Origin of the sequence: Asanoa hainanensis, from assembly GCF_900188485.1 — a bacterium.
In the GTDB taxonomy this organism is placed as follows: Bacteria; Actinomycetota; Actinomycetes; order Mycobacteriales; family Micromonosporaceae; genus Asanoa; species Asanoa hainanensis.
In genome coordinates this window covers 124,108-146,403 of the sequence record NZ_FZPH01000010.1, presented here as the reverse complement: position 1 = coordinate 146,403, position 22,296 = coordinate 124,108, and the positions used below count along the sequence as shown (strand labels likewise).

At 71.7% G+C, this 22,296-nt stretch carries 17 protein-coding genes and 1 pseudogene; 7 read left to right on the top strand and 11 right to left on the bottom strand.

Annotated elements, in window-relative coordinates; genetic code table 11:
- Positions 1-485, top strand: a 485-nt coding sequence (locus CHC05_RS41625; protein ID WP_218824661.1) for a hypothetical protein, incomplete at its 5' end; no start/stop codon positions are given.
- A 54-nt stretch (positions 486-539) separates the two neighbouring features.
- Positions 540-1,661, top strand: a complete 1,122-nt coding sequence (locus CHC05_RS23805; RefSeq protein ID WP_089252507.1) for an aromatic ring-hydroxylating oxygenase subunit alpha — start codon at positions 540-542, stop codon at positions 1,659-1,661.
- Between the two features lie 243 nt (positions 1,662-1,904).
- On the opposite strand, the gene CHC05_RS42650 is transcribed toward CHC05_RS23805, so the two are convergent.
- The 7 genes and pseudogenes from CHC05_RS42650 to ssd all read right to left on the bottom strand — a co-directional run bounded on the left by CHC05_RS42650 (position 1,905) and on the right by ssd (position 7,231).
- Positions 1,905-2,585 carry an Rv3654c family TadE-like protein gene (locus CHC05_RS42650; RefSeq protein WP_245871181.1) on the bottom strand — a complete coding sequence of 227 codons (681 nt, stop codon included), beginning with the start codon at positions 2,583-2,585 and terminating at the stop codon, positions 1,905-1,907.
- A complete protein-coding gene (locus tag CHC05_RS23795) occupies positions 2,579-2,950 on the bottom strand; it encodes a TadE family type IV pilus minor pilin (protein WP_089252803.1) in 372 nt (123 codons plus the stop codon). Before CHC05_RS23795 ends, CHC05_RS42650 begins: the two co-directional genes overlap by 7 nt.
- A 98-nt stretch (positions 2,951-3,048) precedes the next feature.
- Entirely contained in the window at positions 3,049-3,216 is a 168-nt protein-coding gene (locus CHC05_RS23790) for a DUF4244 domain-containing protein (protein WP_089252505.1), read from the bottom strand.
- A gap of 22 nt (positions 3,217-3,238) precedes the next feature.
- Entirely contained in the window at positions 3,239-3,904 is a 666-nt protein-coding gene (locus CHC05_RS23785; protein WP_425426831.1) for a type II secretion system F family protein, read from the bottom strand.
- Positions 3,901-4,218 (bottom strand): annotated as a pseudogene (locus tag CHC05_RS23780) (hypothetical protein); the annotation flags it as partial. The pseudogene CHC05_RS23780 and the gene CHC05_RS23785, both read right to left, overlap by 4 nt.
- Before the next feature lie 731 nt (positions 4,219-4,949).
- Positions 4,950-6,170: a TadA family conjugal transfer-associated ATPase gene (locus tag CHC05_RS23775; RefSeq protein WP_089252503.1), complete on the bottom strand. Its 1,221-nt coding sequence runs from the start codon at positions 6,168-6,170 to the stop codon at positions 4,950-4,952.
- Positions 6,167-7,231, bottom strand: a complete 1,065-nt coding sequence (gene ssd, locus CHC05_RS23770) for a septum site-determining protein Ssd (RefSeq protein WP_089252501.1) — start codon at positions 7,229-7,231, stop codon at positions 6,167-6,169. Before ssd ends, CHC05_RS23775 begins: the two co-directional genes overlap by 4 nt.
- A gap of 501 nt (positions 7,232-7,732) precedes the next feature.
- Here ssd and CHC05_RS23765 point away from each other — a divergent pair.
- On the top strand, positions 7,733-8,539 hold the full coding sequence (locus CHC05_RS23765) for an HAD family hydrolase (protein ID WP_089252499.1): 807 nt from the start codon (positions 7,733-7,735) through the stop codon (positions 8,537-8,539).
- A gap of 266 nt (positions 8,540-8,805) precedes the next feature.
- Here the strand turns inward: CHC05_RS23765 and CHC05_RS23760 are convergent, their stop codons facing one another.
- Positions 8,806-9,561, bottom strand: a complete 756-nt coding sequence (locus CHC05_RS23760; protein ID WP_089252497.1) for a Fic family protein — start codon at positions 9,559-9,561, stop codon at positions 8,806-8,808.
- A 206-nt stretch (positions 9,562-9,767) separates the two neighbouring features.
- Between CHC05_RS23760 and acs the strand changes: the two genes are divergently transcribed.
- From acs to CHC05_RS23745, 3 genes are all read left to right on the top strand, one after another.
- Positions 9,768-11,732: an acetate--CoA ligase gene (acs, locus tag CHC05_RS23755; RefSeq protein ID WP_089252799.1), complete on the top strand. Its 1,965-nt coding sequence runs from the start codon at positions 9,768-9,770 to the stop codon at positions 11,730-11,732.
- A 258-nt stretch (positions 11,733-11,990) separates the two neighbouring features.
- On the top strand, positions 11,991-14,387 hold the full coding sequence (locus tag CHC05_RS23750) for an immune inhibitor A domain-containing protein (RefSeq protein WP_425426843.1): 2,397 nt from the start codon (positions 11,991-11,993) through the stop codon (positions 14,385-14,387).
- A 113-nt stretch (positions 14,388-14,500) separates the two neighbouring features.
- Entirely contained in the window at positions 14,501-14,941 is a 441-nt protein-coding gene (locus CHC05_RS23745; protein WP_089252493.1) for a hypothetical protein, read from the top strand.
- On the opposite strand, the gene CHC05_RS23740 is transcribed toward CHC05_RS23745, so the two are convergent.
- Positions 14,928-16,034 (bottom strand): C45 family autoproteolytic acyltransferase/hydrolase, encoded by a 1,107-nt coding sequence (locus CHC05_RS23740; protein WP_089252491.1) that lies wholly within the window; start codon positions 16,032-16,034, stop codon positions 14,928-14,930. The two genes, CHC05_RS23745 and CHC05_RS23740, sit on opposite strands and share 14 nt — an antisense overlap.
- An 81-nt stretch (positions 16,035-16,115) precedes the next feature.
- Between CHC05_RS23740 and CHC05_RS23735 the strand changes: the two genes are divergently transcribed.
- Entirely contained in the window at positions 16,116-17,036 is a 921-nt protein-coding gene (locus tag CHC05_RS23735) for an alpha/beta fold hydrolase (RefSeq protein WP_089252489.1), read from the top strand.
- Between the two features lie 12 nt (positions 17,037-17,048).
- On the opposite strand, the gene CHC05_RS23730 is transcribed toward CHC05_RS23735, so the two are convergent.
- Positions 17,049-17,414, bottom strand: coding sequence for a hypothetical protein (locus tag CHC05_RS23730; RefSeq protein ID WP_089252487.1), 366 nt, complete (start codon positions 17,412-17,414; stop codon positions 17,049-17,051).
- Complete coding sequence (locus tag CHC05_RS43295; RefSeq protein WP_342745670.1) at positions 17,411-22,129, bottom strand: SseB family protein; 4,719 nt, start codon at positions 22,127-22,129, stop codon at positions 17,411-17,413. Before CHC05_RS43295 ends, CHC05_RS23730 begins: the two co-directional genes overlap by 4 nt.
- Positions 22,130-22,296 lie beyond the last annotated feature (167 nt).

Sequence of the window (22,296 nt, the reverse complement as noted above, 5' to 3'; positions counted from 1 at the left end):
ATCCCGGCGCCACAACCGACGTCGTCGCCATGACCGATCCCGGCACGACAACCGACGCGGTCCCCGTGACCGATCCCAGCGCGACAACCGACGCGAGCACGGTGACCGGCGTCGGCGGCTCGGCTGTTGTAGCGGACGTCGCCGCCACGGCTATGTCGGCCAGTTCGCGTGGGCGAGTCGCGGCGAAGCGTAAGAAGGCGCCGGTCAAAGCCGCCGGCGAGCCGCAGACCGAGGCGGCGGCCGGAACCGCTGGCGCGCGGGTTCCGCGGGCGCGGGCGAAGTTGGCCACGACGAAGCAGCCCGTCGCCGACGGCCACCACGCCGGGGCACCGGCGGCCAAGCGCCGTCGGGCGAGCGGCGCCCACTCCGTCGTACCCGCCAGCCGCACGGACGGCTCGGCCGGCGACGAGCAGGCGCACGACACCGAAGCCGCCCCGACCCGCCCGGCGCTGGCACAGCGCTCGGCCGAGGACGCCGCGGCCTGACCCCCTACCGCCGCCCGGGTTTCCCGCCGGGCGACGGTCGGTGATGATGGCGGCATGGTGGGTGCGCCGATCGGGGCTTCCGCGCTGGAGCCCGCGCTCCGTCCGTTCGGGCAGTCGACCATGCTGCCGGCCGCCGCGTACGTCGACGAGCACGTGTTCGCCTGGGAACAGCGGCACCTGTTCGCCGGGTCGTGGGTGTCACTCGGCCGCACGGCCGCCCTCGCCGATGGCGGCAACCAGCGCGCGGTCACGGTCGGCGACGTCGGCGTGCTGCTCACCTTCGAAGCCGGCACCCCACGTGCCTTCGCCAACGTGTGCCGCCACCGCGGCCACGAGTTGCTGGCCGAGGGCGAGGTAGCTGACCGGCCGGCGGTGCTCTGCCCGTACCACGGCTGGTCCTACGCCCTCGACGGCCGCGTGCGGACGGCGCCGCGGATGGGCTCGGACTTCGCCGGTGCGGCCTACGGGTTGGTCGAACTGCCAACCGTCGACTGGCACGGTTGGCTGTTCGTCAACGCCACCGGCACCGCGCGGCCGTTCACCGCGCACATCGGCACACTGGCCGCGCACGTCGAGCCGTACCGACCCGAGCTGCTGGTCAGCAAGGCCCGACACGACTACGAGGTAGCGGCCAACTGGAAGGTCATCGCGGAGAACTACCACGAGTGCTACCACTGCCCGCTGATCCACCCCGAACTGTGCGCGGTCTCGCCACCGAACTCCGGCAACAACTGGCGCGAGCCAGGCGCGGCCTGGGTCGGCGGCTCGATGGACCTACGCGACCACGCGGAAACGATGTCGCTGGACGGCCGCTCGAAAGGCACCGCGCTGCCGGGAGTCGACCAGCGCCTGGTCCGGTACCTCGGCCTCTTCCCGAACCTACTCATCTCGCTGCATCCGGACTACGTGCTGACCCACCTCCTCCAACCGCTGTCACCGCACCGCACCCGCGTCACCTGCGAGTGGCTCTTCCTGGACGAGGTCACCGACCCCGCTTACGCCGTAGATTTCTGGGACCTGACCAACCGCCAGGACTGGGCGGCGTGCGAGTCCGTCCAACGTGGTGTGTCCTCACCCCATTTCGTCCCGGGTCCGTTGGCACCGAACGAGAACGCCGTCTACGACTGGGTCACGCTCATCGCCCGCGCCTACCGCGATCCGGCCGCCGCGCTCTGAACCGCAACCACCGCCATGGCAACGCCCGGATGCCGACTCGCCTGCGCACGGCGGCGCGGTAGCAATCGCCCGCAGCGCACGGCGGCGCGGTAGGCCTCGCCCCAATCGGACGGCGGCACGGTAGGGTTCGCCTCAATCGGACGGCGCGCGGTGGCGTTCACCCCCATCGCGCGGCGGCGGCGCAGCAGCGCTCGCGCCCAGCGGGTGGTGGCGCTCGCGCCGGGATCCGTGTGCGCCCCCGCGTCACGACGCCCACCCGACCGGACCGGCCCGCGCGCGAGCCGTCGCGACCCGGACCGACCCCCTTGGCGGTAGTCGAACCGCGACCTCGACCGTCACCACCACGCCGAAGCCGTGCACCACGCAACTGCTCACCCGCCCGCCGTTGGCGCCGGCGATCTCGGCGGCTCTGGCACAGGCCGCGTCCGGTCCCTCCAACGTGCGCGCGGCACCTGCGAGCGCACCGAGGTCGGCTGCGGTCTGCGCCTGATGACGACCGACCGCCGCCACACCGACCGCCGCACAGGCCAGCCCGAGCAGCACGAACGCCAGCCCAACACCAAGCACCCACACGGTCGCCGCACCACGATCCCGAACCGCCAGTCCCGGCACGGTGCCCAGGGCCGATCGCCACCGCATCGCGGACCGCGCAGCGTCGCGATCGTCGGGCGCCAGGGCCGATCGCCGCCGCATCGCGGACCGCGCGGCGTCACGATGGTCGGGCGCCAGGGCCGATCGCCGCCGGGCTGGGGCGCGCGTCGCGTCGTAAAGCGCGAAGACCAGCCGCCGAAATAGAGACCACATATCGCGATCGCTGAGCGCGACGCACGATCGTCGCGGCGGATCGGCTTCATCGGGAGGCGCGAAGGCCCGCCGCTTCAGCGGCGCCGGCCAGGCCTGGCGCGGAGCAGACCCGGTCACCATGGGATTTCCGCCTCTTCGGGCTCGCGGGCCGCTACCGCGGTGGCCGACACCTCGATCGGTGGTAGGCGGGTGCCGACCACGCGGGCCGGTGCGCGGACCGTGGCCGTGACGACGTCGCCGTTGATCGAGATTGTGATGGTGGCGCCGTCCGGGGCCGTGCGGTTCGCGGACAGGCCGCCCTCTTGGCCTCGGGCCGCTGCCAACGCCGCGTCTCGGGCCGCGTCGGCGCATTGGAGTTTGGTTTGGGTGGCCGCGACCGCGGTGACTCCGACGAAGAGCAGCAGCGCCAACGCCGGTGTGGCGGCTGCGAGCTCTGCCGTTGTCGAACCGCGGTCGCGGCCACGGCCCGTCCACCGCGGCCGCAGACGGTCGCGTCGGCCCCTGAGGACTCCCGGCGGCGTCGGAGGTTCGCCGCTCGGGAGTCGGCGCGCCGGTGCGGGTCGCATGAGACGGGCCATCGTCATCAGCCGAGCGCTCGGCTGATGACCGCGGAAAGCGCCGCGATCACCTTGTCGGAGGTGACGACCTTCAACAGGCCGGCGGCGAACGCGACGGCGGCGAGGGTGCCGACCGCGTACTCCGCGGTGGTCATCCCGTCGTCGGCGCTCAGCCGGGCCAGGAGTGTGCGCATGCCAAATGCTCCTTTCAGGAGGTCAGAGGACGTCGCCGAGGATGGCGACGATCACCGGTACGAGACCGGCGAGGATGAAGGCCGGCAGGAAGCAGAGCCCGAGCGGCAGCACGATCAGCACGCCCGCGCGCCGGGCGGCTGCCTCCAGCGCCACCGCTCGGTCGGCGCGTAGGTCGTCGGCCAGCCGGGTCAGCGCGCCGGCCAGGGCCGCACCGCTTGCTGACGAGCGGACGGCCGCCGCCGCGATCCGGTCGCCGCCGGGCATTCCGGCCAGGTGGTTCCAGGCCTCGACGGGCTCAGCGCCCAATCGCAACGAGCGGCCTACCGTCGTCAGGCGCTCCCGCAACGGTCCGCCGAGGGCCTCGGCCACCCCGTGCACCGCCACGTCGACCGGTGCGCCCGCGAGCAGGGCGGCGGCCAGCAGGTCGGCGCAGATGGGCGCCTCCGACTCTTCGCGGAGCCGCATTCGCTTGACCTCGGCGGGTTCCAGACGACCGATGACCCGGTAGGCGACTGCCGCCGCGGGCACCGCCAACGCCACGCCCCACCACCCGTCGACGATCACCGCCGTGGCGGCCGCCGTCGCGACCGCGCCGACCTTCGCGGGCGACGGACGACGCCGGGTCGGGGGCGCGGACGCGAGGCGCGCCAGCCGGCGCCGCGCGGTCGGTCGACGCAGACGGTTCACGACAACCTCGGTTGCAGGCGTTGCGACCAGGCCAGGCCGAGGATCTGCAACGCGACCGCTCCGAGCGCGCACAGCGCGCCCAACGGCGTGTGCAGCAGGACCGCGATGGGGTCGGACCCGATCGCGTAGCCCAGCAGCAACCCGCCCAACGGCAAGGCGGCCAGCAGCAGGGCCGTGGCCTGCGCACCAGCGGCCTGGGCGGCGGCAGCGTCCCGAGCGCGATCTCCGGCGCGCGCATCGGCCTCGATGCGGTCGACCAGATCGGCCAAGGGCGCACCGGTGCGTTCGGCCAAGGTCACGGCCGACCGAGCCAGCCTGGCAAGCGGGTCGTGCGGTCGGACGACGTCGGCCAAAGCGGCGTTGGCCGGATGATCGGTGCGCTCGGCCAACCTCGCCGCCGACCAGGCGCGCCCGACCAAACCGTCCCGCAGTGCGGCGACATCGGCCGAAGCAGCGTCGGCCGGGCCCATGCGCTCGGCCAACGTTTCCGTCGACCACGCCTGACCGCGCGGTGAAGCGAACTCCGCCGCAGGCGCATTCGCCGGCCGGCCAGGGCGTTTGGCCAACCTCGCCGCCGAACACACCCGCCTGACCAAACCGTCAGAGGCGAACTCCGCCGCAGGAGCGTTCGTCGGCCGATCAGCGCGTTCGCCCAGCGTCACCGCTGACCACGCCCGCGTGATCGGGCTGTCGGGTGGCGGGGCGAAGGCCGCCAGGGCGGCGTTGGCCGGGAGCCCGGCCCGGAGGTCGGCGGCAAGGCCGGTCAAGCGGTCCAACAGCGCGGACCTTGCCGCGCGGCGAGCCGCGGCAGTCCGGCGTCGTCGCAAGAAGAACACCGCGACCACGCCGTAAGCGCCCAGGGCAAGAGCGGAGACCACCCCGGCAGCCAGGTAGCCGGCCGCGGCCGCGACGCCGAAGCCCAACGGAAAGGCCAGCCGCCCGCCAAGAACCGAACCCACGGGCAGCCGAAACGAAGGACCACCGGGGGCCGCAGCAGGCGGGGGTGACAGCACCAACCGTTGGCGGCGGCGCAAGCGTCGGGCCCTCACCGCGCACCTGGCCACAACAGATCCGGAACGCGGACGCCGCGCGCCGCCAGCAACGACCCCAGCTCACCCGCCGCGACGCCCACGCCGGTCGACCGCTCCCAGGCCGGCCGCACGGTCACGAACCGGTCCGGGCCCTCGGCCGCGACCAGTCCGACCGTCTCCAGGACCCGGCCGGAATCGGTCCGCCGCATCTGCAGCACCACCTGCAGGGCCGCCGCGGCCTGGGCGTGCAGCGCCACCCGGGGCAGCCCGCCCAGCAGGCCGAGCGCCTCCAACCGCGCCGGCACGTCGGCGATCGCGTTGGCGTGCAACGTGCCCGCGCCGCCCTCGTGGCCGGTGTTGAGCGCTCGCAACAGGTCGACGATCTCGGCGCCCCGGCATTCGCCGACCACCAGGCGGTCCGGCCGCATTCGCAACGCCTGGCGGACCAGGTCGGTCAGCTCGACCTGACCTGCTCCCTCCACGTTGGACACCTTGCATTGGAGGCCGACCACGTGGGGATGGGCCGGTCGCAGCTCCGCCGCGTCTTCGACCAGCACGATCCGTTCGTGGCGGGGCACGAGCTCGATCAGCGTGTTGAGCAGCGTGGTCTTGCCGGAGCCGGCGCCGCCGATCACCAGGTACGCCAGCCGGGCCGCCACGATCGCGGCGAGCAGGTCGGCGACCGGCGCCGGCACGGTGTCCCGAGCCACCAGATCGCCCAGCGTGTACGGCCGACGCCGGAAAGTGCGCAACGACAGATACGGGCCGTTTGTGGCCACCGGAGGCAGCACGGCGTGCAACCGCGTGCCGTCGGGCAGGATCGCGTCGGCATAGGGCGATCCGTCGTCGAGCCGCCGGCCAGCAACGCCGACGAGCCGGACGGCCAACCGCCGGACCCAGTCGGCCGAGGAGAGCGTGACCCGTTCGCGGTGGAGCCCGTTGCCCCGGTCGGCCCAGACCTCGGTGGCGTTGACCAGCACGTCGGTGACCGACGGGTCGGCCAGCAACGGACCCAGCGGGCCCACACCGACCAACTCGTCGTGCACCCGGGCGGCGAGCCGCAGCACGTCGCGGTCGCCGAGCACCGGGCCGCCGTTGTCGCGTACCGCGGCGACGACCGCGGCCGGGCTGACCTCGTCGCGACTCGCGGCGAACCGCCGGCGCACCCGACCGGCCAGCTCCTCGTGGGAGGTCCGGCCGAACGGCGGCGGGTTGGCCGGCAACGCCGCGGTCATGCCGCCACCTCCGCAGCCTTGCCGAGGAGCTCAGCGAGAACCACCCGGCACAGGTCCGCGAGCGGCCCACGGCCACCGACAGCCGGCGCCTCACCGTGCTCCAGGCCCTTGGCCAACCCCGGCTCGGGCGGCAGCAGCACGCCGGTCAGGGGAAAGCCCACCGACCGGGCCACCTCGAGCGCCGACAGGTTGCCTGGCGCCGGGCCGCGCACCACCACGGACACCGACGAGCAGTGCAGCGCGGCCGCCTTGGCGACCTGGGTGGCCGCGGCCGTCGCGCGCAGCTCGGCCGGCACGACGAGCAGCGTGTGGTCGGCGCCCTGCAGCGCGGCGACCGCCGCTTCGTCGAGGCGGCGGGGCAGGTCGACCACCACCACGTCGCACGCCCGCCGGCCGGCGTCGAGCACGGCGGTCATCGCGGGGGCGGGTAGTGGCAGTGGCTCGCCCCGGTCGAAGGAGACCATGACCAGATCGCCACGCTGTGGCAGCGAACGGACCAACGCCTGCGGATCGAGTTGGCCGTCGGTCTCGGCCAACCCGGGCCAGCGCAAGCCGTCGAGGCCCTCCCAGCCGAGGATCAGGTCGAGGCCGCCGCCCAGCGGGTCGGCGTCGACCAGCAGGGTGCGGCGCCCGTCGCGCGCCGCGACCACCGCCAACGCCCCGGCCAGCACACTCGCGCCGGCACCGCCGCGCCCGCCGAGCACCGCGACGACCCGCCCGGCGCCGGATGCGAACAGCCCGCCGAGCCGCCGCAAGAGCCACTCCTCGGCTTCGGGCAGCCGCAGCACGTATTCCGCGCCGAGCGGCTCGGCGAGCTCCCAGGCCGGGCCGACGAGCACCAGGTGTTGGCGACGCGGCAGCCGGGCGCGCACGCACGCCGCGCCCTGATCGGCCCCGACTAGGACGAACGGCGCCCGGGACCAGCGCGGCCGGGCGGCGGCCGGGTCGGGCGCGACGTCGACCTCGGCGCCGGCGGCGGCTGCGATCCGCAACAGGTCGTCGAGCAGATCGGCGTCGGCCGTCACGACCAGTGGCAGCCGGAAACCAGGTCGGGCAGGCATCGGAAGGCCTCCAACGAAGGAGCGGGAACAGGACCCGCACACCTTCCGACGCCGTGACGTGGCCAAGCCAGGCCAAAGCCAACCGCTGTGGATAACCCAGAACCTGTGGACAACCCGCCACGCCAAAGAACGATCTGCTAAGCAGCGGGACGCCGGGGGGACACAGAGGACGGACGAAAAAACGACGACCCCCGTCGGGGGGAGACGGGGGTCGCCTAAGGTTCGGCTCCGGGGGGGTCGAGCCGAACCCACTCAGCGGTTACGGGGGGTGCAACCGCCGAGGGTCGGAAACACGACTGGAAATCGTGTCTCAACTAGCATGCCTGATATGCGCGGTGCGCGTCGAGTGGCGTTTGCCCCAACTCGCACGACACGCCGATGGAGATCCGTGACATCCGTCGCCGCGCCCTGGGGGCGGTACCCAGTTGTACCAGGCTATGCGGTAGATGTCGCACCCCGGTAGGGGCAGCACGTTTCGCGCCGCACATTAGACTTTCGATCGTGGGCCGGAGCGCCGCGTTTTTCGATCTGGACAAGACCGTCATCGCCAAGTCGAGTGCCTTGGCCTTTGGCCGGCCGTTCTACCGTGACGGCCTCATCACGCGCCGTGATGTGGTGAAATCGGCGTACGCGCAGCTGATGTTCCGTCTCGGTGGCACCGACGACCAGTCGATGGCGCGGATTCGTGACTACCTGGCTACCCTCTGCAAGGGCTGGCCGGTCGACCAGGTCGGGCAGATCGTCACCGAGACGCTGCACGAGCTGATCAACCCGTACATCTACGCCGAGGCCGCGGCCTTGATCGACGAGCACCAGTCGGCGGGCCGCGACGTGGTGCTGGTCTCCGCCTCCGGCGAGGAGATCGTCAAGCCGATCGGCGCCCTGCTCGGCATCACCGACGTGATCGCGACCCGGATGGGCGTCACCGACGGCCGCTACAACGGCCAGGTCGAGTTCTACGCGGCCGGCTCGGCCAAGGTCGACGCGGTGACGGCGCTGGCCAAGGAGCGCGGCTACGACCTGGCCGACTGCTACGCCTACTCCGACTCGACCTCCGACATCCCGCTGCTCGAATGCGTCGGCCACCCGAGCGCCGTCAACCCGCCCCGCGCGCTGCGCCGCCTGGCCACGGAGAACAACTGGCCGGTGCTCGAGTTCCGCCACCCGATCCCGATCGGCAGAAGGCTGCGCGAACGCCCGGCCGTCCCGGTCGCCGCCGCCGCGATCGGCGTCGGGGTCGGTGTCGCGATCGGCATCGCCTGGTACGGCCGCCACCGCCGCACCCGCACGGCCCCGAGCACGGCATAGCAACCGACCAGCATCGCGTAGTGACCAGCCCAAAGCACTCCGCGACACGTCCAGGTCAAACCGCCCGTCAAAGGGTTCCGATCAAGCGGTCATCGGCGTAGAAAAGGGGATGCGGACCCCAACTCACGAAGGGCTCCGTGCACGGCCACCGGGCACCCACGCGCGACCAGCCGCGGCAGGCACGTCCCGGCGGATCGCCGCTTGCGACCGCCGACGACGACTAAGGTGCACGCTTGGTAACCCGGCCGGACGTGAGTGACGGCGCCTCAGGACTGAGGCGCCGTCCACGTCTGTTCGGCCACCTCTTCGAGGTTGGCAGCACCCAGCGAGACCGCCGAAGCGCAATGCCGCAACCACGAGCGCACCCCGTCCGGGGTGCCGGTCGCGAACGCACCCGCCGCACCGACGTACTCCGGCTCCCGCGCCAGATGCCCCACCTCGGGCGCGATCAGCCCACGCGGGTCGAACCCCGACGACATCAACGTCAACCGGGCAGCGGCGCGCGCCACCACACCGGGCACACCGGCAAAGGGACGAAGGGCCAACAGCTCACCGTGTACGACGGCCGCCAGCACCAGTGGCGGCGCCGACGTCCCACCGGCGACCAGCGCCGCCAACGCGTCCAGCCGCGGCCCCGCGGCCGGGTCGAGCGGATGACCGAGCGCGGACACGGGCACCGAGCCTCGCGCCGCCAGCACGTGTAGCCGCGCCAGCACCTGCCGGGGCGCCTTGGTCCACGTGTCGACCAGCGACGGAAGCGCCGCTGCGACCCGCAGGCAGCCCTGCACCACGGTGTCGGTCACCACGCCGGAGCGGACCAGCTCACGATCATGCGCGTACCCCTCCAAAGCCGCCGAAGCGACCGCGGACCGCAAGCTGGCCTCGGCCGCGACCACCCCGCCCTGTCGGCGCAGCGCGCGATGTCGCATCGCGGCATCGGCGGCGGCGCGGGCCTGCCCGACGGCATCCTGCACGTCGGCGAGCGCCAGCAGTGGCGCGAGCGGATCAGCGAGAGCGGTCACGACGGCAACGCTAGCGGAGCGTACGCAGGCTGCGCGAAAGCGCGCGGTAGTGGCAGGATTCGAGCACGTACGGACGCTGCCGTTTCCAACCGGCGCGCGGGCGGGTCCACTCGGCGCGCGCCGTGCCCCACCGACCCCTCCCAGCCCAGGCGGCCCGGACACTAGATTCCTCCACAGACCCCAACCCCTGCGCAGGGAGCGTGACGATGAGCGAGACCTTGGCGAACTTGCTTCAGGAGAACCGACGTTTCGAGCCACCGGCAGCGCTCGCGGACGCGGCCAACGTCAAGGCCGACGCCTACGAAGAGGCGAGCGCCGACCGGTTGGCGTTCTGGGCGAAGCAGGCGCAGCGGCTCGACTGGGCCCGGGAGTGGGACCAGGTGCTCGACTGGTCCAACCCGCCGTTCGCGAAGTGGTTCGTCGGCGGCGAGCTCAACGTGGCGTACAACTGTCTCGATCGCCATGTCGCGGCCGGCAAGGGTGACAAGGTCGCCATCCACTGGGAGGGCGAGCCGGGCGACACCCGCACCCTGACCTACGCGGACCTGCACGCGCTGACCTGCCAGGCGGCCAACGCCTTGACCGAGCTGGGGGTACGCGCCGGCGACCGGGTCGCGATCTACCTGCCGATGATCCCCGAGGCGGCGGTGGCCATGCTGGCCTGCGCCCGCATCGGCGCGACGCACAGCGTGGTGTTCGGGGGCTTCTCCGCCGACGCGCTCTCCGGCCGGATCCAGGACGCCAGTGCCAAGGTGGTGATCACCGCCGACGGTGGCTACCGGCGTGGGAAGCCGTCCGGGCTCAAGACCATCGTCGACGAGGCCGTCGCCCAGTGCCCGACGATCGAGCACGTGCTGGTCGTGCGCCGCACCGGGCAGGACGTCGCCTGGGGCGAGCGGGACCTGTGGTGGCACGAGACCGTCGAGACGGCGAGCACCGAGCACGAGGCGCAGCCGTTCGACGCCGAGCACCCGCTGTTCATCCTCTACACGAGCGGCACGACGGCCAAGCCCAAGGGGATCCTGCACACCACCGGCGGCTATCTGACGCAGGCCTCGTACACGCATCATGCGGTCTTCGACCTGAAGCCCGAGACCGACGTCTACTGGTGCACCGCCGACATCGGCTGGGTGACGGGCCACTCCTACATCGTGTACGGGCCGCTCTCCAACGGCGCGACCCAGGTGATGTACGAGGGCACGCCGGACACTCCCCACAAAGGACGGTTCTGGGACATCGTCGACAAGTACGGCGTTACCATTCTTTACACGGCGCCGACGTTGATCCGCACCATGATGAAGTGGGGCGACGAGTTCCCGGCGGCGGCCAACCTGTCGTCGCTGCGGGTGCTCGGCTCGGTCGGCGAGCCGATCAACCCCGAGGCGTGGATGTGGTACCGGAAGAACATCGGCCACGACAACACGCCCGTCGTCGACACGTGGTGGCAGACCGAGACCGGCGCCATCATGATCTCGCCGCTGCCCGGCGTCACGGCGGCGAAGCCGGGCAGTGCGATGCGGCCACTGCCGGGCATCAGCGCCGACGTGGTCGACGACGAGGGCAACAGCGTGCCGAACGGCGGTGGTGGCTTCCTGGTGCTGCGCGAGCCGTGGCCGTCGATGCTGCGCACGATCTGGGGCGACGACCAGCGCTTCGTCGACACCTACTGGAGCCGTTTCCAGGGCATGTACTTCGCGGGTGACGGCGCCAAGAAGGACGACGACGGCGACCTGTGGCTGCTCGGCCGCGTCGACGACGTGATGCTGGTGTCGGGGCACAACATCTCGACCACCGAGGTCGAGTCCGCGTTGGTGTCGCACCCGTCGGTGGCCGAGGCGGCGGTGGTCGGCGCGACCGACCCGACGACCGGCCAGGCGATCGTCGCGTTCACCATCCCGCGCGGCTCCGTCGACACCGAAGGCGAGGCCGGCGAGGCACTGATCAAGGAGCTTCGCGACCACGTGGCCAAGACCCTCGGCCCGATCGCGAAGCCCCGGCAGATCATGCTGGTGGCCGAGTTGCCGAAGACCCGTTCCGGGAAAATCATGCGCCGCCTGCTCCGCGACGTGGCCGAACACCGGTCGCTCGGCGATGTGACCACTTTGCAGGATTCGACAGTTATGGATCTCATCTCGGATGGCATGAAGTCGGCCAAATCCGACGACGAGTAAATACCGGTCCGACACGCTGAGCGGGCGAGCCCTGTACGGGGCTCGCCCGCTTTCGCGTGCAGGTCGCGGGCGTCGATGTGACGGTGAGTGTCCGCGCCGCGAAGATTTTTGAAATAAATCGACGCGTCCCGCTTCCCTCCTGGCTCAGTAATGCTTAGTTTCCTCATTGGCCCCTTATTAAGGGCTGGTTCGTCCGTCCCCGTTACCCCCCGAGGACGGCTCCCTCATACCGGAGGTATCCACGTGCGCAAAGTCGCAGTGGGGCTGCTGGGTCTGTCGCTGGCCGCGACGACAACCAGCTTCGCGCTGAGCGGTGCGGCGCTCGGCCAGTCGCCAGTGGCGGCGGCGAAAGCCCCCACGCAGTCCGAGCCCCAACTGGTCTCGGACGAGCTGTCCAACCCGCTCGAGTCGAAGCGTCGCGAACTCCGCGACGGTGCGATCCAGGACGTCATCGCCGGCAAGGCCCAGCCGCAGATGGTCAACGGCAGCAAGGTCGTCAAGGTCGGTCAGAAGGACCTGAGCAAGGCGGCCCAGAAGCGGACCGGCAAGGCCAAGGTCGACCAGTACGTCGAACTGCAGCGGGAGAAGACCGACAAGATCTTCGTGATCCTGACGGAGTTCGGCAACCAGCGGCACCCGAACTACCCGGACCAGGACACGGCCCCGGCCATCGCTGGTCCGACCACGTTCGAGGGTCCGCTGCACAACGCGATCCCGGCACCCAACCGGGCGGTCGACAACTCCACGATCTGGCAGGCGGACTTCAACCAGGCCCACTTCCAGAAGCTGTACTTCGGCACCGGCAAGAACGACGAGTCGCTCAAGCAGTACATGGAGACGCAGTCGTCGGGTCGCTACACCGTCGACGGCACGGTCACCAACTGGGTGAAGGTGCCCTACAACGAGGCCCGCTACGGCCGGTCCAACGGTTACCCGTGCGGCGGCAACGTCTGCTCCAACACCTGGGCGCTGATCGCCGACGCCGCCAACGCGTGGTACAACGGCGAGATCGCCAAGGGCCGCCCGGCCGCCGAGGTCAACGCCGAGCTGAAGAGCTTCGACGAGTGGGACCGTTACGACTACGACGGTGACGGCGACTTCAACGAGCCCGACGGCTACATCGACCACTTCCAGATCGTCCACTCCGGCGGCGACCAGGCCGACGGTGACCCGCACCAGGGTGAGGACGCCATCTGGAGCCACCGCTGGGCGGCCTTCCAGGGCACCGGCCAGGGCCCGATCAACTTCCCGATCGGCGGCACGCAGATCGGCACCAGTGGCGTGTGGATCTACGACTACACGATCCAGCCGGAAAACGGTGGTCGCAGCGTCTTCTACCACGAGTACTCGCACGACCTGGGCCTGCCGGACGACTACGACACGACCGGCGCGGGCGACAACCCGAACGAGTACTGGACGCTGATGGCGCAGAGCCGCCTCGGCGCGAAGGGCGAGCAGTTCATCGGCGACCGCGCCGGCGACCTGGGCGCCTGGAACAAGCTCCAGCTCGGCTGGCTCGACTACGTCGTCACCCCCGCCGGCGTCAAGGACACCTGGACCCTCGGCCCTGAGGAGTACAACTCCGACAAGCCGCAGGCCCTGGTCGTTCCGCTGGGCCTCAAGGACGTCGTACACCAGGTCGGCCCCGCCGCCGACGGCTCGTACCAGTGGTGGAGCGGCGACGCTGACGACCTGACCAACGCGGCCGCACACACGCTGACGCGTCAGGTCACGCTGCCCGCCGGCACGTCCACGCTGACCTTCAAGGCCCGCTGGGACATCGAGGACTGCGGTCCGGACCCGTGCGACTTCGCGTACGTCGAGGTCGACTCCGGCGCCGGCTTCGTCCCGATCCAGGGCAACATCACCAACGCCCCCGAGGCCGAGGGTGGCTTCGGCATCGACGGTCTCCAGGAGACCTACACCGACGCCACGTTCGACCTGTCGGCGTTCGCCAGCAAGACGATCAGCCTGCGGTTCCGCTACGAGACCGACCCGGCTCAGCGCGGCAACCCGGGCAACGACGTGCCGAACGGCCTGTTCGTTGACAAGATCGCGATCACCAACGGCGGCACCTCGGTGTTCGCCGACGGCGACGCGGCCGGCAACATGGGCTGGACGGTCGACGGCTTCCAGAACATCCAGTCGACGTTCATCACCCAGCACCCGCACTACTACATCGCCGGTTGGCGGACGTACGTCAGCTACGACAAGTACCTGCAGTACGGCCCGTACTACTTCAACCGGCCGACCGAGGACCGAGTGGACCACTTCCCGTACCAGACGGGTCTGCTGGTCTCCTACTGGGACACCTCGCAGGGCGACAACAACGTGAGTGAGCACCCGGGTGAGGGTCTCAACCTCTACGTCGACGCCCGTCCGAAGACCCTGTACCGCCTCGACGGCCAGCCGTGGCGCACCCGGGTCCAGATCTACGACGCGCCGTTCAGCCTCCGCAAGGCCGACTCGTTCACCGTGCACCACTTCGACCAGGCCATGTACGTCCGCGGACCTGAGGCCAACCCGCTGTTCGACGACACCAAGAACTACTTCGACCCGGCGCTGCCGAACCACGGCGTCAAGCTGCCGGCCGTCGGCGTGAAGATCAAGGTTGTCTCGGAGAACGGCACCTCCGTCAAGATCAAGGTCAACTGATCTTCTCGGGTACGCCTTAGCGTGTTGAACGCCCCCCGCATCACTTCGCTGGTGCGGGGGGCGTTCCTCGTCTGGAACCAGGACGAGCGTCGTAGCGTCCAAGGAAGGTGCCCGTGACACATCGCCCCGTCGCCTTCGCCGGCCTGCTGCTGGCGGTCGCGTTGACGACCGCCTGTGGTGCGGAGGGAGGAACCGCCATGCCGACGCCATCAGCCGCGTCTTCGTCCGATGCGCCCACTCGTTCGGTCGCACCGCGGGACGGTGGCGGCACGGTGTCGCCTCCGGTGCCGCCGCCGGTTCCGCCGAAGGTCGGTCCGTCGACGCCCAGCGACTACATCGAGGGCGGCCGGATCGGCGGGCGGGTGGTCAAGGGCGGGTCCGGGCCGTGCTACGCGGTCGTCAACGACGACAACCAGCGCTTCGCCCTGCACAGCGCCGCCGGCCTCACCCTCGAGGAAGGCAGCTACATCACCGCCGAGGTAGGTCCTTTGCGCGCGAAGATCGACTGTGGCGAGGGCATTCCGTACGAGCTCATCTCGTTCAAGCGTTTGTGAGCTCGACCCAGGTGAACCCGTGGTCGCAGGTCGGGCCCTGCGCGATCCCGATCCGGCGCTCGTCGAGGTCCATCAGCACCGCGTAGACCGTCTCGGACCGCTCGCCGTACGCGTCGTGCTCGTCGACGTGCCGGCAGATCGCGTTGGGGTAGCTCTGGTGGTCGCGCAGGATCGCGGCCAGGTCGTCCTCGGTCAGCTTGCCCGGCTCGGCCGCCGCGGTCAGCAGCCGCCTGGCCCGGGCCGCGCGAAACAGCGTGGACCCGCCGAAGTCGTTGACCAGGTCGCGCACGGGCAGCGCGGTCTCCAGGTGGTTGGCGTGCGCGAGCACCCCGCCCTCGGGATGGAGCCAGCCGGCCACACCCGGCACGAGCTCCAGGTCGACGAGCTCGCCGCCGGCCGGGCCGGCCTGGCCGAGCAACAGGTTCATCGAGGCGTTGCGGGGGCTCGGCACGACCGCCTTGAGGGCGCGGCCCAGAGTGTCGCTCTCCAGGGCGGCGCGGAGCACCACGTGGTACGGCACGCCCGGGTTGTCCTTCGAGGCGCCGTCGCGGTCGGTGGTCAACATGTTGACGCAGATGCCGAGGCCGGCGGAGTTGAGGCCGGCCTTGGCGAGCATGCCGGCCTCGGTCAACGCGACGACCCGGTGACCGCGCTCGTCGGTCGTGCTCAGCAGCAGCATCGCGTCGCGCTGGTCGGGGTGCCAGTCCCAGTTCTGCGCCATCAAGGTGTGCCCGGTCGCCGTGTGCGTGCCCAGCGCGCCGAGCACCGTGCAGCCGCCCGCCGCGCCGTCCGGGGGCGTGCCGTAGATCAGCTCGGTGCGGGCGTTGACCGCGTAGAGATCACCGGCCGCGACGCCGGCGCCCTCGGCGGTGGCGTCGAGCATCTCGGCGATCCGCGGGTAGCGCTTCGTGGTCTGCGCCCGGAACGTCTCGCCGGCGCTTCTCGTGGTGGTCGCGTCGAGCCCCACGGCCAGGAAGCGACCGGCGTAGAGGTCCAGGTTCGCGACTATCCGCTCGCGCGCGGCCTGTCCATACGCGAAGCCACATTCACCCGGCGTACCACTGACGTCGACGTAAGGGACAGGAAGTGTCATACCCCTGACGGTAATCCCTTAGGACGGGCTCCGGGAGATCTCCGGAGCCGGTTAGGGGCGCCGCTGACCTACGCTGGCCGGATGGAACCGCAGGTGGACGAGACGAGCGTGCTGGTCGACGGGCCGTGGACGCACCGGTCGGTGGGCGCCAACGGCAACCGCTTCCACATCGTGGAGGCCGGCACCGGGCCGCTCGTGCTGTTCCTGCACGGGTTCCCCGAGTTCTGGTGGGCGTGGCACGAGATGCTGCCCGCGGTCGCCGACGCCGGGTTCCGGGCGGTCGCGGTGGACATGCGCGGATACGGTGCCAGCGACAAGCCACCGCGAGGGTACGACGGGTTCACCATGGCGGCCGACGTGGCCGGGCTGATCCGGGCCCTCGGCGAGCGGCAGGCCACGATCGTCGGCGCCGGGTTCGGCGGGATGGTCGGCTGGGCCGCCGCGGCGTTCCATCCCAAGATGGTGCGGCGGCTGGTGGTGCTCGGCGCCGCCCATCCGCTGCGGCTGCGCGCCGCGATCTTCGCGGATCCGCGCGGGCAGTTCAGCGCCGCGACCCCGACGTTGCGGTTCCAGCTGCCGCGGTACGAGCACGTGTTGGTGCGCGACGGTGCGGCGATGGTCGGTGAGTTCCTGCGTCGCTGGTCGGGGCCGGCTTGGCCGGCGACTCCCGGGTTCGCCGACTACGTGCGGCGCTGCCAGTCGGCGATGCGGATCCCGCAGGCGGCGTTCTGCGCGCTGGAGGGCTACCGGTGGGCGTTCCGGTCGGTGTTGCGCCTGCACGGCTACCGGTTCGTCAAGCAGATGCAGACGCCGTTGACCACGCCGACGTTGCAGCTGCACGGTGCGCTGGACACCGCGGTGCTGCCGCGCACGGCGCAGGGCTCCGGGCGTTACTGCGTGGCGCCGTACGAGTGGCGCCTGTTGGAAGGTGTCGGCCACTATCCGCACCTGGAGGCGCCGGACCTGGTGCTGGGCGAGGTGCTGAGGTGGGCGAAGTCCTAGGGTCTGCGCGGCTTATGCGCGGTGCTCGCGGAGGTCGGTGACCTCGTTGGCGGGCGCCCAGCCCTGGTAGACGCCGAAGTCGAACGCTTCGAGGCCCAACGACTCGGCGATCGGCGCGCGACCGCCCGTGTATTCCACCCGTAGCCACCCGTCGTGCTCGGCCAGCACGATGAACGGCTCGCCCTTCCAGGAACAGGTGGTCCGCACGTACGCGAGCTCGGCGACCTCGGCCACCGGGACGACCTTGACGTGCCGCCCAGCGCGTACCTCGGTGAAGCCGTCGGCCGGGTCCGGTTGGTAGATGCGGACCTGGTCGCCGTCCGGGCTGGCGTCGTACTCGCGGTCCTGCCAGCGGGCCACGTAGCCGTCGCGCATCACTGGTCACCGGCCCGGGTCCAGCCGGGCGCGTCGGCGTCGAGGGTGGCGACCACCTTCTCGGAACCGTCGGCGCGGATCAGCCAGAGCTGGGCACCGTGTGGCAACCGGGCACTGTCCACCTTGAACTCCGCGATCACGTCGCTGCCTTCGCCGGGCGCGAAACCGTTGCCCCGGAAGGGCGACCGCTCGATGACCCAGCCCTCCATGGCCCGCATGGCGTTCTCGTTCTGGCCGCCGTACGGGATCCGGTAAAGGCTCGGCCGGTAAGCCGGCCAGCGCAACACGTAGACCTCGCCGGCGTCTGCGGCGAACGGGCTGCTCGCGTAGCCGAGACCGAGCGCGGTGAACAGTTGGGCTGGGGTGCGCAGGTGCGAGACCTCGGTGACCCGGTGCACGAAGCCCGAGACCCGGTCGTAGCCCCGCTCCAGGTAGTAGTCGACCTGGCTCGGCGCGATCGTCTTCTGCATCATCGTCGGCAGCGCGGCGTCGACGGCAGCGGGCGCGGGATCCGGCGCCGGTGCTTCTTCCTTGGGCGCCGCGGCGACCACCGGCTCGTCGTCGCCCGAGGAAAGCCCGACCTCGGCCGCCCAACTCGCCAGCGCGACGATCTGGGCACCTGGCAGCTTGGCGCCCACCGGCGTGCCCGGGTTGACCGCGAACGACCAGTTCTCCTTCGGCCAGCTGTTGATCAGCCGGACGAACTTGACGGTGACGGTCTCCGTGCCCTTGTCCAGGTATTCGGCCATCCGCTCGGCCGAGGTGAACACGACGACGAAGGGCTCGTCGTCGATGGTCTCAGTGCGCCAGACGAAGCCGTCGCTCCCGGGTTGCGCGTTCTTCGCGGACTCGGTGGACACCGGAAGCAACACCCGGGCCAGCAACAGGGTCGACAGGAACGTGTCGGTGCTGCCGGAACCGGCGGCCGTGAGCAGGCTCTCCTCGACGTCGTTGGCCGGCACGAAGTCGGCCGGCACCGGCCCGGCGTTGGCCGCGAAGACCGAAGGCTCCTGCTGCGCGACCGGTCGCTCCATCCAGGACGACGCGGTCGTGCCGGTGGTCGGCGTGCGGCCGGCCCACGAGTGCGCGGCCGCGTCGTCGCTCGCCGGTGTCGTTGAATCGGTCCACTGCCGGTCCGTGCCGGTCGAGGCCCGGCCCGACCAGGACGTCGCCGGAGTGGTCACGGGGTTCTCCGCAGTGCCAGCGGAGGCGGCGTCCGACCACGACAGGGATGGGGTGCCGGCCGGGCTGTCGCCGGACCACAGGTCCGCGGGGTCGCTGGCCGGTTTCTGCTCCGCCCAAAGGCTGACGGCAGGCGCCGCGGCTGGTTCGTCGGTGGTGTCCGGCTCGTCGGTGTTGGCCGACCCATCGGTCTTAGCGGGCTCGTCGGTCTTGACGGGCTGGTCGGTCTTGGCGGGCTGGTCGGTCCTGGCCTGCTCGGTTGTCTGGTTCGCCCAAAGGTCGACCGCCCGGGGAGTCGACTCCGCTGCGCCCGGCTGGCTCTCCGCTGCTGACCACAGGTCCGTGCCAAGCGACCCTGACTCGGCAGGCTCTTCGGCGTTGGCCGACTCCGCGGACCTGGCCGGCTCCGTGTTCTGCCCGGACCACTCCGTGTTCTGCCCGGACCACTGGTCCGCGGCAGCAGGCTTGGCCGGAACCGCTTCGTCGGGCTTCTGCCCGGACCACAGACTTCCGGGGCTGGATGCCGCTTCTCCAGCGACCCCGTCCTCGGTCCTGCTCTGGTCACCCGCCGACTGTGGCCTGGCCGTCTCGGCCACGGTCGACGTCTGGCCCGACCACAGGTCGGTAGCCCGCGCTGCCGGCTCAGCGGCCGTTGCCCGCGCTTTCCAAAGGTCCGTGGCACCCGGCAGGTCCGACGCCGTCGGTGCTTTGCTCTCCGCCGGCTGCTGGCCACGCGGTGCCGGCTCGCCGGTCTCGGTTGGCTTCGAGTCCGACCACAAGTCCGCGGCTCGCGGCCCGCCGGCATCCGCCCGCGCAGCGTCGACGGACCCGTTCGGCTGTCCGCCGGACAACAGCTCCGCGGCGCGCGACTGGTCCGAATCGACCTGAGGCGCATCCTCGGCCGCGCCAGCGACCGGCCGCTCAGCAGACCACAAGCCCGTAGCCTCGGGCTTGTCCGATCCCGAGCGTTGGACGCCGTCGACAGACCCCGCCGCCGGCCGCTCACCAGACCACAGGTCTGTGGCGCGGGGTTGGTCTGAGCCTGGGTGCTCGAGGCCGTCGGTCGGTTGCCCGCCCGACCAGAGGTCGGTGGAAAGTGGCTTGCCCGAACCCGCTTGTGGTCCGCCGGCGACCGGGTCTCCGGACCACAGGTCCGTGGCCCGTGGCTTCGCCGACCCCGCCTGCGACCCGCCCGGGTCGCCAGACCACGAGTCCGTCGCAGGTGGCTGTCCTGCCGCTGCTGGCGCCGGCTCCCCAAGCGGCCGCGGGGCGGACCACAGGTCGGTCGCTCGCGGCTTCTCCGCGGCCGTGGCCGGGCCACCGGCGGGCTGCTGGGCCGACCACAGATCGGTGGCGCGTGCCGCCGGTTCCGAGGTCGCTGTCGGGTCGGAGCGTTTCTGGTCCGACCACAGGTCCGTGGCGCGCGGCGTCGGCTTGGCCCCGACTACGGGCGCGGGCTCGACCGGCGTCGCGGGCGCGTGCAGGTCTGTCCACCGATCCGCCGCGGCGTTCTGCGGGTCGCCGACAGGAGCCGCCGGGGTCGAGGCCATCCGGTCCCAGGACTGCGGCGTCGTGGACGCCGGTGTGCCGGAGACCGGTTGGAATGAGGCAGCACCGCTGCTGGCGGGCGCGTCCGAGCCCTGGTCAGCCCAGCGTTGGGCGGGAGCGGAGCCGCTGGCGCGTCCGGGCCAGGACGCGTCACCCAACCCGGTGGGCCCACCGGGAACGGAACCGGGCTGCTGGCCTGGCCACGGCTGCGCGGCCGGCGGCTCCTGGGGTCGCGGTGCGCCTCCGACCGGGGTCTCGGGCCAGGACTGGCCGGGCGTCCGGCGAACCGGGCCCAGGTCCGAGGAGGACCTGGGTCCGGAGCCGACCGGGCGGTCGGTCCGGGGCCCGTTCGCGCCGGACAGGTCCGGCCCGGGCTGCCGGGCAGCCCAGGGCTGTGCTGACGCGTCGGATGGCGAGGCCGTAGGTGATGGCGCGGGCGCGGCCGGCCACGCGGGTGCTGGGCGGGCGGGAGGTGTGCTGTCGGCCCAACCCGGCGCGTCCCGACCAGCGGCCGGCCAAGGCGACGGCGAGGTGGCGGACCCGTTGGGCGTACCCGCTGATGGTCTGGTCTCGTGCGGCACGCTCGTGGCGGCGCCGTTGGCCGGCGACCAGTTCGGCTGACGCTGGTCGTCACGACCCGGAGTTCCGGACCGGCTCGGCGACTGACCCTGCTCGGGCTGGTCCGACCCGCCGAAGAAGCCCCCACCGGACGTGGGCCGGGCCTGGGGACGCGGCGGACGCGGCGGCGCGAACCGCCCAGGCGGGCTCGACCGCGCGGGGTCGTCCCGGAACGGCGATCGCGGCCGCATGGAAGGAGTAGGACGCTCGGTTGCGTCCCGCGGCGGGTCCGTCGGCTGGCGCAACGGCCTCGGCGTCGGGTCTCCGTGGACCACCGGCGGCGGCCAGGCCGACTCGCCGTTGGCCGCGGGCCGCTGGACCGGGCGCTGCCGATGCGGCGCCGGGTCGCCCACCTGCGGCGGTGGCATAGGCGTTCGGTACGGCTCGGGGGTGACGTCGGTGACCTGCGGCGGCGGCGTCGGCGGCCGATAGGGCTCTGGGGTGACATCAGCGACCTGCGGCGCAGGCATCGGCGACCGATAGGGCTCCGGGGTGACATCAGCGACCTGCGGCGCAGGCATCGGCGACCGGTACGGCTCCGGCGTGACGTCGGTGACCTGCGGGGGCGGCATCGGCGACCGGTACGGCTCGGGGGTGACGTCGGCGACCTGCGGCGGCGGCATCGGCGACCGGTAGGGCTCTGGCGTGACGTCGGTGACGTGGGGTGTCGGGACGGGCCGGAACGGCGGTGGTGCGGCGGGCGATGAAGGAGTCGCATCGGTCGGCGCCGGGACCCCGCCCCGCCGACGCATGGACGCCAGCGGCGAGTCGAATCCCGGCGGCCGGGTCGGACGGTTGCGTTGCGGCGGTTCGATGCTGTCCGGCTCGAGCACCGGACCGGTCACGGCAGCGGCGCGGTCGACGAACGGAGGCTCGATGATCTCGCCCTGGACGACCTGCCCGGGCACGGACGCCCGGGCGCGAGCGCGCGCGGCGGACTCGGCCCGGTCAAGGCGTGCGCGGGCACCCATGGTGCGGCCCGGCAGCTTGACGTCGCCACGCGCGAGTTGGGCGACGAACCACGCGGGGAGGTAGCCCTCGATCGGCAGGCCGGGGTTGACCGCGAGCCACCACTCCAGGTTGGGCCAGGTGGCGGCGAGGTCGTGGTAGGGCATGCGCCGCGCCGACCCGGCGTTGTCGGCCAGGCAGATGCGCAGGGCCTCACCGGACGTGAAGGCGAGGACGTGCGTGCGGCCGTTGGTGGTCCAGGTGCCCCAACCGACCTGAGCCCTTCCGGCGAGCGCGTCCGAGGAGACCGGCAGCAGGAGCTCGGAGCGAGCCAGGATACGGAAGTAGAGTTCCTGGTCGCCAGCACGGAGCGCGTCTCGCATCGCGGCCTCGACCTCGGTGGCCGGTTCCCAGTCGGTCACGGCCACCTCCTTCCCGGACAGGCCAGACGCATCGCGTACAACCTACAAGGTGTCGGCTAGATCACGATGTAGGGACGTCGCGGGCGGACTCACCGTGCCCACCGTCGAAACCCTCCCGATTCGGACCCATAGGTAGACCCGAAAGGTGCTCGACGAACGCCGGCTGC

What these genes read in the sequence shown, in the direction of transcription:
- ssd (WP_089252501.1), bottom strand. Translation starts at nt 7,231, where the DNA reads ATGCCTGCCCGACCTGGTTTCCGGCTGCCACTGGTCGTGACGGCCGAC.
- CHC05_RS23790 (WP_089252505.1), bottom strand. Translation starts at nt 3,216, where the DNA reads ATGCGCACACTCCTGGCCCGGCTGAGCGCCGACGACGGGATGACCACC.
- CHC05_RS23775 (WP_089252503.1), bottom strand. Translation starts at nt 6,170, where the DNA reads ATGACCGCGGCGTTGCCGGCCAACCCGCCGCCGTTCGGCCGGACCTCC.
- CHC05_RS42650 (WP_245871181.1), bottom strand. Translation starts at nt 2,585, where the DNA reads ATGGTGACCGGGTCTGCTCCGCGCCAGGCCTGGCCGGCGCCGCTGAAG.
- CHC05_RS23735 (WP_089252489.1), top strand. Translation starts at nt 16,116, where the DNA reads ATGGAACCGCAGGTGGACGAGACGAGCGTGCTGGTCGACGGGCCGTGG.
- acs (WP_089252799.1), top strand. Translation starts at nt 9,768, where the DNA reads ATGAGCGAGACCTTGGCGAACTTGCTTCAGGAGAACCGACGTTTCGAG.
- CHC05_RS23805 (WP_089252507.1), top strand. Translation starts at nt 540, where the DNA reads ATGGTGGGTGCGCCGATCGGGGCTTCCGCGCTGGAGCCCGCGCTCCGT.
- CHC05_RS23740 (WP_089252491.1), bottom strand. Translation starts at nt 16,034, where the DNA reads ATGACACTTCCTGTCCCTTACGTCGACGTCAGTGGTACGCCGGGTGAA.